At 32.9% G+C, this 13289-nt stretch carries 14 protein-coding genes, 2 other RNA genes and 1 pseudogene; 12 read left to right on the plus strand and 5 right to left on the minus strand.

What is annotated here, in order from left to right; all coding sequences use genetic code 11:
- Window positions 1–264 precede the first annotated feature (264 nt).
- Entirely contained in the window at window positions 265–1227 is a 963-nt protein-coding gene (locus ACQH2O_RS00100) for a J domain-containing protein (RefSeq protein ID WP_010963009.1), read from the plus strand.
- On the opposite strand, the gene ACQH2O_RS00105 is transcribed toward ACQH2O_RS00100, so the two are convergent.
- Complete coding sequence (locus ACQH2O_RS00105) at window positions 1195–2484, minus strand: bifunctional folylpolyglutamate synthase/dihydrofolate synthase (RefSeq protein WP_425385189.1); 1290 nt, start codon at window positions 2482–2484, stop codon at window positions 1195–1197. The two genes, ACQH2O_RS00100 and ACQH2O_RS00105, sit on opposite strands and share 33 nt — an antisense overlap.
- Window positions 2481–3071, minus strand: coding sequence for an MlaC/ttg2D family ABC transporter substrate-binding protein (locus ACQH2O_RS00110; protein ID WP_010963011.1), 591 nt, complete (start codon window positions 3069–3071; stop codon window positions 2481–2483). The genes ACQH2O_RS00105 and ACQH2O_RS00110 overlap by 4 nt, the downstream gene beginning before the upstream one ends.
- Before the next feature lie 116 nt (window positions 3072–3187).
- Here ACQH2O_RS00110 and ssrS point away from each other — a divergent pair.
- The 3 genes from ssrS (at window position 3188) to ACQH2O_RS00125 (ending at window position 4588) form a co-directional block, all read left to right on the plus strand.
- Window positions 3188–3348: non-coding RNA, 6S RNA (gene ssrS / locus ACQH2O_RS00115), on the plus strand.
- Window positions 3349–3367: 19 nt separating this feature from the next.
- Window positions 3368–3829, plus strand: a complete 462-nt coding sequence (locus tag ACQH2O_RS00120; RefSeq protein WP_010963012.1) for a type II toxin-antitoxin system RatA family toxin — start codon at window positions 3368–3370, stop codon at window positions 3827–3829.
- Window positions 3830–3883: 54 nt separating this feature from the next.
- Window positions 3884–4588 (plus strand): DsbA family protein, encoded by a 705-nt coding sequence (locus ACQH2O_RS00125; protein WP_038199341.1) that lies wholly within the window; start codon window positions 3884–3886, stop codon window positions 4586–4588.
- A 29-nt stretch (window positions 4589–4617) separates the two neighbouring features.
- On the opposite strand, the gene ACQH2O_RS00130 is transcribed toward ACQH2O_RS00125, so the two are convergent.
- The gene (locus tag ACQH2O_RS00130) at window positions 4618–4896 is read right to left on the minus strand and encodes a DUF2671 domain-containing protein (protein WP_006279425.1); all 279 of its coding nucleotides are present in this window, start codon (window positions 4894–4896) and stop codon (window positions 4618–4620) included.
- A 250-nt stretch (window positions 4897–5146) separates the two neighbouring features.
- On the opposite strand from ACQH2O_RS00130, the gene ACQH2O_RS00135 reads away from it, so the two are divergent.
- Window positions 5147–5794, plus strand: coding sequence for an O-methyltransferase (locus tag ACQH2O_RS00135; protein WP_010081993.1), 648 nt, complete (start codon window positions 5147–5149; stop codon window positions 5792–5794).
- Window position 5795: 1 nt separating this feature from the next.
- Here ACQH2O_RS00135 and ACQH2O_RS00140 read toward each other — a convergent pair whose 3' ends face one another.
- Both ACQH2O_RS00140 and ACQH2O_RS00145 read right to left on the minus strand, forming a co-directional pair.
- A complete protein-coding gene (locus ACQH2O_RS00140; RefSeq protein WP_010081992.1) occupies window positions 5796–6449 on the minus strand; it encodes a glutathione S-transferase family protein in 654 nt (217 codons plus the stop codon).
- 107 nt (window positions 6450–6556) lie between these two features.
- A pseudogene (locus ACQH2O_RS00145) lies at window positions 6557–6673 on the minus strand (WPE palindromic element domain-containing protein); the annotation flags it as partial.
- A 232-nt stretch (window positions 6674–6905) separates the two neighbouring features.
- Here ACQH2O_RS00145 and ffs point away from each other — a divergent pair.
- The 7 genes from ffs (at window position 6906) to dnaN (ending at window position 13244) form a co-directional block, all read left to right on the plus strand.
- Window positions 6906–7005, plus strand: an RNA gene (gene ffs, locus ACQH2O_RS00150) — signal recognition particle sRNA small type.
- Window positions 7006–7020: 15 nt separating this feature from the next.
- A complete protein-coding gene (dnaX, locus tag ACQH2O_RS00155) occupies window positions 7021–8622 on the plus strand; it encodes a DNA polymerase III subunit gamma/tau (protein WP_010963016.1) in 1602 nt (533 codons plus the stop codon).
- A gap of 3 nt (window positions 8623–8625) precedes the next feature.
- Window positions 8626–8958 (plus strand): YbaB/EbfC family nucleoid-associated protein, encoded by a 333-nt coding sequence (locus tag ACQH2O_RS00160; RefSeq protein WP_010963017.1) that lies wholly within the window; start codon window positions 8626–8628, stop codon window positions 8956–8958.
- A gap of 589 nt (window positions 8959–9547) precedes the next feature.
- Window positions 9548–10261 (plus strand): P44/Msp2 family outer membrane protein, encoded by a 714-nt coding sequence (locus tag ACQH2O_RS00165; RefSeq protein ID WP_138264894.1) that lies wholly within the window; start codon window positions 9548–9550, stop codon window positions 10259–10261.
- Between the two features lie 318 nt (window positions 10262–10579).
- Window positions 10580–11473 (plus strand): RNA polymerase factor sigma-32, encoded by an 894-nt coding sequence (locus ACQH2O_RS00170; RefSeq protein ID WP_010963019.1) that lies wholly within the window; start codon window positions 10580–10582, stop codon window positions 11471–11473.
- Window positions 11466–11963, plus strand: a complete 498-nt coding sequence (locus ACQH2O_RS00175; RefSeq protein ID WP_006279310.1) for an invasion associated locus B family protein — start codon at window positions 11466–11468, stop codon at window positions 11961–11963. The genes ACQH2O_RS00170 and ACQH2O_RS00175 overlap by 8 nt, the downstream gene beginning before the upstream one ends.
- 123 nt (window positions 11964–12086) lie before the next feature.
- Window positions 12087–13244 carry a DNA polymerase III subunit beta gene (gene dnaN, locus ACQH2O_RS00180; RefSeq protein WP_425385190.1) on the plus strand — a complete coding sequence of 386 codons (1158 nt, stop codon included), beginning with the start codon at window positions 12087–12089 and terminating at the stop codon, window positions 13242–13244.
- Window positions 13245–13289: the final 45 nt, after the last annotated feature.

Consider the following 13289-nt stretch of genomic DNA (forward strand, 5'->3'; position numbering starts at 1 on the left):
AAATGTTGGAGCACTGTCGTACACTAAGCGCTGTAATGACAATTTTAGTCGCTTCATACACTTATCATGCTAGTCATAACAGAAATAATTTTTACCAAAGATATTTATGAAATAATTGACATAGTTTGGAAATATGTATATTATGGAACATTAATAGTTAGTTAGTTAATTTGTAGGTGTAATGTGGCTAGAAATGTTTTGAATGAAAATGAGTACCACGCTTTAAAGCAGTTGTTTTTAACATTTAATATTCAAAAGGAGGATGTGGTAAATTCTGACATTAAGAATATTAAGAAAAAGCTTAGTCAACAATACCGTAAATTATCGTTAAAATATCACTCAGATAAAAACCCAAACAATAAAGAAGCGGAGGAGAAATTTAAGGTTATTGCATTAAATAAGCCATTTTTTGAAGAATTTATAATAGAGCCATTGGAGAAAGGTCTCAATAAAAGAAATAATTTAATAAAAGAATTACGCGGTAAGTTGTGGAGTCGCAGTTATGAAGAATTGCAAAAATACTTAGATGATAAGTGCAGAAATAAACTCTATAATAAGCAGCAGTCAATTAACAATAATGTAACTGCTTATGTAAAATATTCTTCTTATTCAAATCTCTTAGGAGTTCTTTTAGTATCCTTCACATCAATTGCATTTTTAATAATTAATGGTATTTCTTCTAATGTACCAATAGCAGTAGATTTTCTTGCTCCCTTGTTAGCAGGATCTATTTTAAATCTAGCTGTTAAGAGCATTTATACTAGAAATGGGAAAGAGTTTAATCATCAGACTAATATTTTATTATTGTTTAACTTTGACCAAGAATGCGAAAATTTTTCAAAGAGTGATAGGACTAAATTAAAGTGGCTAAAAAATTCAGTTATTTTGAGCAACACAATCTGTACATCTTTAATGTTTTTCGGTATGGGATTAGATTTAGTTGCCAACGGCTTTGGTATAACTAACTCTATGATGTTATCCGGCTTATTACTTTCATTACCATTCACGCTTTTAATTGTTACTTCACCTATTTTAAATGCTGCAAGTAATTATATTCTCAAAAAGACAGCTATAAATTCAATTGAGGAGCAATTTAAAGGTGATGATCAGTTTATAGAAGTCGATAACGAAAAGCCAAGCAGTACTATGAGCAATCAAAGTTATTTCCCCATCGATCAGTTAATATCATCAAAGTTAGCTATTCTCCATAGCGAAGTCTCTAGCTAGGAACAATGAGCCACAGATTAGTATGGTTTTGACGTTTTGGGTAGAGGCTTTTAATATGTGATTTGATATTGCATCGCCAATTGATTCACATTCAACTGCTTTTATTCCTATGTTATTGGCTTTTTCCCTAATCAAATTTGTATTTGTTGCTTTAGGTTCAGACTTAACACAAACCGCACATAGTAGCTTGATATATGGCTTTAAGTGCTCTAAGAACTCTTCCACATTTCTGTTACTAGTAACACCAAAAACCATATAAATACCTTCAGCAAAATTATCTTTTACCCACTGAGATAGTACTCTAGCACCATCATTATTGTGTGCACCATCTAAAAATAATTGCCAATCTTTCGGTAGTAGGAAAATTAAATTACCTTCTTTTATAGACTCTAGCCGTGCAGGCCAATAAGTGCACTGTAAACCTGAAGTGATATCCTCTTCTCCAATATCAAATTCATACTTTCCACTTAAAATACTACATGCTGCAATAGCATTGCCTGCATTAATCACCTGATGATCACCCTTTAAAGATGGCAAAGGAAATTCTATTGATTGAATAGCTGATTGAAAAACCATTTTGTTGTTCTTTTTTTTGCAATTCCATTCAAGACCTCCTCTATACAAGGGAGATTTCTTATTTATTGCGTGGTGTTCTAGCGTGTTCACTATAGATTTTTCTTGCGGTGCTATTACGCAAGGAACATTAGGTTTCATTATTCCAGCCTTTTCACCTGCTATAATTTCTACAGTAGGGCCAAGATATTCCGTATGATCAAGTGCAATGGAAGTAATTATTGTTAAAATCGGATTATCTATAACATTTGTTGCATCAAGCCTTCCACCCATACCCACTTCAACTAAAGTTATATCGGCTTTATGACGAGAAAAAGCTAAAAAAGCTGCAATAGTTGCAGCTTCAAACAGAGTGATAGGTTGTTCTGCAATTAATGCACGACATTCTTCTAATAAGCTATATAATTCATTATCGTCGATATAGCTGCCGGCTATCACTATCCTCTCATTAAAACTCACTAAATGTGGAGAAGTGTATGCGTGTACCTTATACCCTGCTGCTTGCATTATATATCTTATAAATGCTAGTGTTGAGCCTTTCCCATTAGTTCCAGCTATATGAATTACGGGAGGCACTTTTTTCTCGGGGTTATCTAGTTTGCTAAGAAAGCCTTTTATGCGATCAAGAGAAAAATCATTCGGCCTGCTACCAAGTGGCTTAGGCCAATGAGGCATATATATCATGGATTGTTATTGCATTTTAATTCAGCTATAACGCTTGCTATGCCATGCGTGTCGATTTTTTCACTAAATTGATAACGTTGATTAATAGCAATACTTATTCCACTCATTACAACATCACTTATCAAGAAAGAACTGTTATTTTTAGTAACTTTAAAATCAATATTTGTAAATTCTTCATCACCGTAAGAAAATCTTGTACCAATTAAGCAAGTTTCATCGTCAACTGCTTTTGTACTCATTATGATCATTTCACTATCATGCATGTATTTATATAAAATTTTAACGCACAAACGCGTAAGATACACTTCATACTCTCTTAAAAAATCTTCTTTTTCTTTTTGTTTAACTAAAGCCCAATGTTTTCCTATGACGAATTGCGATATTCCTTTGAGGTTAACATTGTTTTGAATGACCTCCTGAAGCTTTTTTTGCACACATTCCCGGTTTTTTTTATTCTCCTTTGTAGATATACCATCCACTTGTTGCTTCATAGTATGCACAAAAATTTTGTGATCTGTACAATTAGTGTAAGCACTTGAAGAAATTACAATAAAAACAATGATAGTTAAAACTTTAGTAATGTTCATAAGATATATTTATTAGCTATGATACTTAGAATGCAAAGTTTAATAAAGATTAAATAATAATCGCTAGCTTTAATATATCTATAGACACACCTTGTATAAATCATCTACAATTAATTAAGGGTCTGTTCTATGCGTTATGAGTTAAGTTAAATTTCCCGAGCGATAATTTCTAGTCAAGGGAATTGCCTCTGTTAATTTCGTTGAAATTGATACGCGATGCCCACCTTAACTTTAGTCTCAGGAATCTACTAAGGCTGACGGTAGATACGGATCCTATTTTGATTGGTTTAACATTTATGCTTCATCAATACAAAGAACAGGGTGTTTTCCTATGTTTGCCTAATGAAGTATTCCAAATTGTAATTGATGTTGAAAGGTATCCTGATTTTGTTCCTTGGTGCAAAGCCGTTTATATAAAAGAAAAAATTAACAACCAAATGGTTGTGGATCTCCTCGCAGCTTTTCATGGAATTAAAGGTAGATATACATCAGAAGTTACTTCTCTTTCTCCAAGTGGAACAAATGAAGGTTGGATAAAAGCTGTATCATCAAATGGAATATTTAAACATCTATACAATGAATGGCAATTCATTCCCATAGATGAAAATAAAACTATGGTAAAGTTTTATATAGAGTTTAAGTTTAAGTCCAACTCATTTTCCACTTTATTAAACTCAGTATATAAGTATACACAAAGTAAAATAATTGCTGCATTTAAAGATAGGGCTGAAAGCCTTGCTAAACAAAAGTTATCTTGACATTATTAATATAAATGTATAATTTTTTTTAGTAAGTTAAGTGTTTATATTGTAATGATTTTTAGACTATTGTTTTTATTAATTTTCATAAGTGTTAATTCTTATGCAGTTGTTAAGCAAGATTTATCCGATAACCAATACATTCAAAAAAAACCCAATGAAATAACATCAAATGAGCTATTATCGCCATTACCTAATGATAAATTATTAGGAGATCCAAAAGCACCAATTCTAATGATAGAATATGCTTCATTAACTTGTTATCACTGCTCTCTTTTTCATAGGAATGTTTTTCCTAAAATTAAAGAGAAATATATAGACACAGGTAAGATGTTATATATATTTCGTCATTTTCCTTTGGATTACAGAGGGCTAAAGGCTGCAATGCTAAGTCATTGCTACGAAAAACAAGAAGACTACTTTAATTTTAACAAAGCTGTTTTTAACTCAATAGATTCGTGGAATTACTACAATTTAAGTGATTTGACTTTACTACAAAGAATTGCTGCACTAAGCAACTTAAAGCAAGATGCATTTAACCAATGCATTAATGATAAGAAAATAATGGATAAAATCGTAAATGATAAATCACTGGCAATTAATAAACTTGGTATCACAGCCACTCCAATATTTTTCATCAAGCTTAACGATGATAAATCATATATAGAGCATAATAAAGTTAAACATGGAGGGTATAAAGAGCTGAAATATTTCACTAATGTGATAGATAAATTATATGGAAAAGCTATAGTGAAGTAATACCACTGTAGCTTACCATATAAAAGACTCTATGCTGAGTCATTGTTTTTCACTACTGTTTGTTGTTTTTTACGCTCAAACTCTCTTTTTTTACTGTGCCAAGTGTAGTAATACATAGCGATTTTATTCTCTATTAATACTATTGTCCCATCATAAAACTGAACCATATCCATAACTTTTCTCTGAGCTTCATCAAAACGTTCTTTATACTTTTCACGATAAGCTGGATTATGTAGTAACATAACCCCTTCATTCTTGTTAGATTTTTTGTTTAACGTTTCAACTTCACCAGCAATAGTATAAGACATATAACCCCCTCTAATTGATTATAAAAATTATATTTTAAAAAGAGAAATGCGCATAAACAATCCCTTTAATTCTAGCATAATAATCGACTGTTTATTATACTAGTTAACTATAGTACGATATATAATAATTTTTGTCACTTAAAATTTTATACTATGAAATAATAACTTAAAATAAATGTTTTTATTATTTTAAACTATATTATTATATTTATAAATTGTGTATGAATTAAGTCTCCCTAATTTATAATATATGCGTAATAATTTTAGTATAAAATTGTCATACATAAGAAATCTATTTGCAAAAGAATATAAAAAAATAGAAGAATATTGTATTCTTGAAAAAAAGCAACATATTCAAATTGGCCCTGAAGAAGGAAAGCTATTAAGTTTATTTATAAAAATCCAAAAAATCAAAAGTATTGTTGAGATTGGCACGTTATACGGTTACTCGTCGATTTGCATGGCAAAAGCTCTACTAAAAGACGGTCATATATATACAATAGAAAATAATCCTCAACACTCAAGAATAGCAAAAAAAAATTTTAGTGCTTTTAATCTAAGTGATAAAATTACTCTAATAGAAGGCGATGCACTGGAAAAAATTAATGAATTATCAGCAAAAGCACCATTTGACATGATATTTATTGATGCTGACAAAAGTAGTTATCCTAAGTATTTAGATTGGGCAGAGTCATACATTAAACAAGATGGGCTAATCGTTGCAGATAACACTCTACTGTTTAACACAGTATTTTTAGAATCGCCTCCAAAAGAAGTATCAGAAAAATCATGGCATGCCATGAGGGAGTTTAATAATAGATTATCAGATGAAAAAAAATATTTCTCTATATTGATTCCAACTGATGAAGGAATGACTGTAGCTTTAAAGCTAACATAAGTTAAAAATCAAGGTCAGCATAATGTTTAGGAGGGATTAAACCAGAAATCCTCTCTAATAATATCTCACGAAAACAAGGCTTTGATTTAACAATGGAGTACCATTCTTTTAAAATTTTACTTTTTTCCCATGGAAAACTACTTACATAATCCATTACGGAAATATGCGATGCTAAAGTAATATCAGCTAAAGTGAACTTATCAGTTGCAAGCCAAACGTTCTTGTTAATTAAGTGTTCGGTGTATTCCATATGGCAAGGCAGGTTATGCTGAGCTGCATGAAGAAATCTAGAGTCAGGGCTGCGGTTAGTAATTACTTTTTCATTCATAATATACTTAGTAACTTCATTGTAAAATTTGTTATCGAACCAATTGATTAGAGCGCGTATTTTAGACTTAATAATAGTGGATGAACCAAGTAATTTGACGTCGCTATTGTAAGTCTCTTCTATATATTCACAAATGGCATTACTATCCGCTATTACAAAGTTATTATCTATTAACACTGGTACTTGCCCGGTTGGATTGATCTCCATAAATTCATTCCGCTTTTCCCACGGATTTTCATACACTAGATCACAGCCTAATTTTTTTTCTTTTAGAAAAGCTCTAACTTTTCGTGAAAATGGACAAAGAGGAAAATGATATAAAATCATAATGTTCCTCTTTTGTTATACCAATATCCTTTTTTTGTTACTCTATGGCTTGACCTACAACTGTACGAACTTTCTTTGTAGTCCACAGAAGTTTGCGTAGCAGGTAGTGTCATGCAAGTAGCTGACACTGGAATCCAGTTCTTGTTATACAATTGCCTAGTGCGCTCATTTACAGTTAAGTTTTCTGGATCCAAGTAGTCAAGCACTGGGATGACATCCTTTTCGGTAAAAATTGCTCTTATATCACAACATTCATACAGCTGTATGCCTAGGCACTGGGATGACATAAATAAGCGCTGAAATGACATAAATAAACATTGGAGTGACAATCTTGTAGTGACTTGCATGACAACTAACTTTTTGTTTACTTCAAAATAGCACTGTAAAAAATTTAACATATCAAATTATAGAGCTAATATAGGATATACCTTGCTAAATAAAAAAAAAAGTATAATATTTTATAAGGTATGCAGGCAAAAACTCTGTAATTTGGTCAGATCAGAAATGAAGCAGCCATATCAGAACCTTTTTGGGTTGCATACCTATTTCATTATTTGTTTTATCCGAGGCTATGAATATAGCATTAAAACATCGTCCTAGTAGCTTCAAAGATCTAGTAGGTCAAGATATATTAGTGCGTGTATTAGAAAATGCTTTTATTTTAAACAAAATCCCACAATCTATACTGCTCTCTGGTAGTAGTGGAGTTGGTAAAACCACCACTGCAAGGATAATAGCTTTATGTTTGAATTGTTCCCTGGGGCCAATTTTTGAACCTTGCGGATCATGTGAAAATTGTCTAGCAATAAAAAATTCAAGCCATCCAGATGTAATTGAAATCGATGCAGCAAGTCACACTAGCATTGACGATATTAAAGTAATCCTGGGAGATATTTGCTATTCACCTATAAGCTCTAAATTCAAAGTCTACATTATAGATGAAGTACACATGCTATCTAGCAGTGCATTTAACGCATTACTTAAAACCCTAGAAGAGCCACCATCTAGTGTAAAGTTCATTTTAGCAACTACGGAAATAAAAAAGATACCAATAACTATTATTGCACGTTGTCAAAGATTTGATTTACACAACATTCCTGTAGCTAAAATAGTGGAACGTTTAAATGATGTTGCACAAAAAGAGAGTTATTCCATTGAAAAGGGAGCATTAGAATTAATTGCACGACACTCTGGAAATTCAATGCGTAACGCCTTGTTTTTGATGAATCAAGCAGTGCTATATAGCAAAGATGGTGCAATATCCACTAAAAATGTGACAGACATACTTGGCCTAGTGGATAAAGATATTATATTCGATCTATTAGGGGCAATATTAGAAGGTGATTTACAGAAAGCTCTATCAGTGTTTGACAAGGCGGTAAAAACAGCAAACCCACTTAGTATTTTTGAAGGTCTATTGCAAACAATTCAGTTAGTATGCCGTTTTTTGATTACAAAAGAGATTGATAATGCAGTTACAGAGCATGAAAAGAATAGGATAAAAGATTTAAGTATAAAGAGATCTTTAATATTTTTTTCGAGATTGTGGAAGATGTTGCTTAAAGGTATTCAAGATATAAAAACTTCAACATGCAACGATGTTGCTGCTGAAATGATGTTAATTAGCCTCTGTTATCTTTCTGATCTGCCTTCTCCGGAACAGGTGATCAAAAAAGTTCTTTCGCAGAATGTAGAGCAAGGAAATAGACAGGGCAGACCTGTTGCACCTTCCCCCTCTGTCATCCAAGTAGCTGACTACTCGGATCCAAAAAAATATGTGGAAAGTAAACAACAACCCCACTCTGTCATCCCAGTGCGTGACACTGGGATCCATGTGGAAAATAAACAACAAAATTACGATTTTGATAAGATTTTGCAACTATTAAGGCGAAGTAACCAAATTTATCTTTACAAACAACTGTGTAATAATCTACAATTAATAGATTGTAAACCTGGATATTTAAAATTAAAAGCTGTATCTAAGTTGGATAGTAATTTTTGCAATGATTTAAAAAATTACTTAAACCAGGTGACTCAGCAAGAGTGGGTTGTTGCAGTTGATACAGGTTATATAAACAGGGAAGTGAGTAATTTAAATTATGCACCTGCAGTTAAGGATATCCTTGACACGTTTAAAGGTGCAAAAGTAGTTAATATAGAAAATAAGGAGTAAGTTGTGGATTTTAGTCAAATAATGAAACAAGCGCAAGAGATGCAAAAAAAGCTTGCAGAAGCTCAAGAAAAATATGTTGGAAAAGAGTTTCAAGGTATTTCTGGTGGTGGCAAAGTTTCTGTATTAGTGGAAGTCATAAAAATAGGTAGCTATAAAGCTAAAAAGGTGAACATAGACTTAGAACTTATGAGAAATGAGGAAAAAGATATAGTAGAGGATTTAGTAACAGCAGCGTTTAATGATGCCGTTAAAAAAGCAGAAGAAGATATGGCGAATGCAACTTCTGATCTTGCAGGTATGATGGGTTTACCATCTGGGTTTAAACTTCCTTTTTGAATTTACTACTGAAGTTTCTTTTAGTGTAAGTATTTTTTTTCTAATATTCCCAACGCTAGTACTTCTTCATATAATGTACCTATACTAGCATAGCCCTACGTCATACCGTGATTCATTCCACAACTGTACAAACATTGCAATATGGCACATAGTAAACGATGTCATTCCAGTCTGGAATCCAGCCTTGCCGTAATCTCATCAAGAACATTGTGTTTTAACATAAAACGGCTACTTTTATGCTTACCAACTTAATAAAATTCCTGGATCCCAGACTGGGATGACAAGAAGATGGTACTTGGATAAGAGGCATTGCCCTCCTGGTAGGACCAAATTGCAATGTTCGTACAGTTGTGGATTTCTCATCCGCTAACAAGCAGCGGAATGACGAGGTCTTTCGATAGTAAATCTTACCTGTGTTAGCTATACCAAAAAATCAAAAGTCGTATTTATTCATTAATAAAATCTTTGTCTTCTCCTAAAAATTAGTTAAAATGTAGAATATTTTGTGTTATTAAGTTAGCACTTGACTTAACTTTAGTTGTTACTTAGACTGCTAAAGTGGAATTTTAATTTTTTTACGAGGACAATTATGCATTATAAAAAGTTTTTTTCAGCAGCCGCTTTAGCAACGTTGCTAAGTTTATCAAACTCTGCTTTTTCAGATCCTGTTGGTCCAATAAGTGATGAAGAAACTAGCTACTACGTTCGTTTGCAATACAACGGTGAATTTTTACCTCTTTTCACAAAAGTTGATGGTATTACCTATAAGAAAGACAAGAGTGATTACAGTCCATTAAAACCATCTTTTATAGCTGGTGGTGGTGCATTTGGTTACAAAATGGACGACATCAGGGTTGATGTTGAAGGAGTTTATTCATACCTAAACAAAAATGATGTTAAAGATGTAACATTTGACCCAGCAAATACTATTGCAGACAGTGTAACAGCAATTTCAGGATTAGTGAACGTGTATTACGATATAGCAATTGAAGATATGCCTATCACTCCATACATTGGTGTTGGTGTTGGTGCAGCGTATATTAGCACTCCTTTGGAACCCGCTGTGAATGATCAAAAAAGTAAATTTGGTTTTGCTGGTCAAGTAAAAGCTGGTGTTAGTTATGATGTAACTCCAGAAGTCAAACTTTATGCTGGAGCTCGTTATTTCGGTTCTTATGGTGCTAATTTTGATGGAAAAAAAACAGATCCTAAAGATTCAACCAGACAGGTTACTGATGCAGGCGCATACAAAGTTCTTTACAGCACTGTTGGTGCAGAAGCTGGAGTAGCGTTTAATTTCTAGTCTATCTCAGTCTTGTTATCCCAGTGAGTTTTTTCTTGCCATCTAAGTGGCATGACACTGGGATCTAGAAAAAAGAAATGTGGATTCCAGTGTCAAGGCACTGGAATAACACTATTTGCTATGTGTTTAAGCTATAACGTTTACCATTGTACTGGTAGAATATCATCTAAGGTTACATAATGTTATCCAATTAGCTAACACTGCGGCCTACTGTCTCCAAGAAATTAGATGGAAAATTTGTACTTTTTTCAAATCAAAGCTTGAATTTTTGCTGGAAAATCAATATATTATATGCATGAAGTTTTGATTTAAGTTGTTATGTTGACCTCAATGGCAAACTTATGTGTCGATAGCAGAACCAATCTCATGCAATATATTGCTAGGGTGCAAAAATTTCCTATGCTGTCTCAAGAGGAAGAGGTACGATTAGCAAAAAATTGGAACCAATATAAGGATGTTTCTTCTGCTCATAAATTGATTACCAGCCATTTGAATTTGGTAGTGAAAATTGCAATGAAATTCAAAAATTATGGGCTATTGTTGATGGACCTGGTTATGGAAGGAAATATGGGTTTAATGCACGCAGTGAAAAAGTTTAATCCTGATTTAGGGTTTCGTTTTTCAACTTATGCAGTGTGGTGGATTGAAGCTTCAATAAAAGACTTTATATTGAAATCTTGGTCGTTTGTGAAAATAGGCACAACGCAAGCACAAAGAAGATTGTTTTTTAGTTTACGTAAAATAAAAAAAAGAATTTTACAGTATACAAACAGGGAAACTTTAAATAATGAAGAAATAAAAGCAATATCTAATGAGCTTTCTGTATCCGAAGGAGACGTTCTGCAGATGAATTACCGTATGGCTTGTAAGGATCAGTCGCTAAACGATTGCATAAAAATAGGTGATGACTCTAAAAGGGAGTTGCAAGATATGATCCCATGTAACTTGGTCAGTCAAGAAGTAACCTATCAGAATCATGAAGAAAAAGAATTAAAAGAAACAATTTTAAACAATGCACTAGCGAGTCTCAACGAAAGGGCAAGAGACATTTTTATCAGTAGATATTTGTCTGAAAACATTCAAACTCTGGATGAACTTAGTAAAAAATATTGTGTTTCAAGAGAAAGAATAAGGCAGTTGGCTGAGCAGGCGATGGCTAAGGTAAAACAATATATACAATCTGAAAGTTTGAAATTTGGTTTGCATGCGTAGTTTTTTTATATTTCTAATATTTTTTTCGATAGGCGCTTTTGCATCGGTTAGTGATGTACAATTGAAGGAAAAATATAAAGATTGGCTCGTGTATACTGCATTGGAAGATGGAGAGAAAGTATGTTATATTGTATCCTATCCTAAAAAAAAAAGCGAATATTATACAACCAATCGCAAGCCGTATGTAATGGTTAGTTATGTTGATAAAAAAGCAGATGAGGTAAGCGTTACCTCTGGTTTTCAGTATGATAAGGAGCCTGTAGCTCTCAATATCGACAAAAAAATTAAATATACACTGCCCATAATACAGGGAAGTTTTGCGTGGGCAGAGCATACAAAAATAGATCAAGATCTCATTCTAAAAATGAAGCAGGGATTATCAATGGTAGTTAATGGAAAAACAAAAACAGTGACCATTGATGATACTTATTCCCTACTTGGTTTTCAAAAAGCGTATCAAAAAATGCATGATTTATGCCATACAAAGTAAATTATTGTAACAGAATACCCAGCTATAGTATAAACTAGACTACTCTTTCAATGGAAATATAAATAGCACTTTACTTTATATGGGATGTGGATATCATTTAAAATATATTTTTGAGAGTTAGCAATGTCAGAGGTTGCAGGTGTAGATACAGAAATCAAAAAGCAAAATTCTGTGTGCGAGCAGATGCGTTTTAGCGTGAGCCGCACAAGTCTTTTAAATACATTATCCAGAGTAAGTGGAGTGGTTGAAAGGCGTAATGCAATAGATGTTTTGGCGTGTATAAATATCAAAGCACAACACTGCAGCATAAAATTAATGGCAACTGATCTTGACATTTCAATGTTTGCCTCACTTGCTGCAACCGTATTAACAGAAGGAGAAGTAAAAATTTCAGCGCATACTTTACATGACATAGTGAAGAAGTTACCCGCTGATTTGGATGTCAATTTTGAAGTAAACAACCAAGGAAAATTATTGATGTCTTGCGGAAATGCAAACTTTTCTTTACCGAATGTAGTTTCAAGCAGCTTTCCTGCTCTTGAAGAAGACAATTATAAACATGATTTTACTCTACTAAATACAGACCTGATAGACTTATTAACTAAAACAAAATTTGCTGTATCACTAGATGATACAAGGTATAATTTAAATGGAATATATCTACATACAGATGAGCAATTTCTGTACTGCGTTGCAACTGATGGCCATCGTTTATCATGTATAAAGAGGCCAAAGCCTGGGAACATCAATGGCGAATTTGGTGTGATCATTCCACGTAAAACTGTTATGGAGCTGTTAAAAATATTGGACGATTGTAATGAAATTAAAGTAAAACTCTCAGACAGAAAAATCAAGTTTACATGCGGTGAATATATTCTAATATCAAAATTAATAGATGGAACTTTTCCAAATTATAAAGCAGTTATTCCAGCATCTCAAGATAAGCATATGATTATTGAAAGTAAAAAACTTTCAGACGTTATAGATCGAGTTTCCGTTGTTGTATCTGATAAAGTAAAATCTATTAAATTCTCACTACAAGAAAAGCTGCTAACTCTGCATTCAAACTCCCAAGAGTGCAGTGATGCAACTGAATCCATAGAAGTGGACTACAATGAAGCCCCTATAGAAATAGGGTTCAACTCGCGTTATTTACTTGATGTTCTATCCTGCATAAAAAATAAATGTAAGTTTAGCTTAGCCGATGGTAATAGTGCTACAATTATCACTGATGAAGACGATTCAAGTGCATTATATGTAGTAATGCCAATGAGAACTTAAACTCGTCATCTCGCTGCTTGTTAGCGGAATCTGGAGATACCGTGG

The sequence above is a fragment of the Wolbachia endosymbiont (group B) of Schoenobius gigantella genome (genome assembly GCF_964031005.1).
Classification (GTDB): Bacteria; Pseudomonadota; Alphaproteobacteria; order Rickettsiales; family Anaplasmataceae; genus Wolbachia; species Wolbachia pipientis.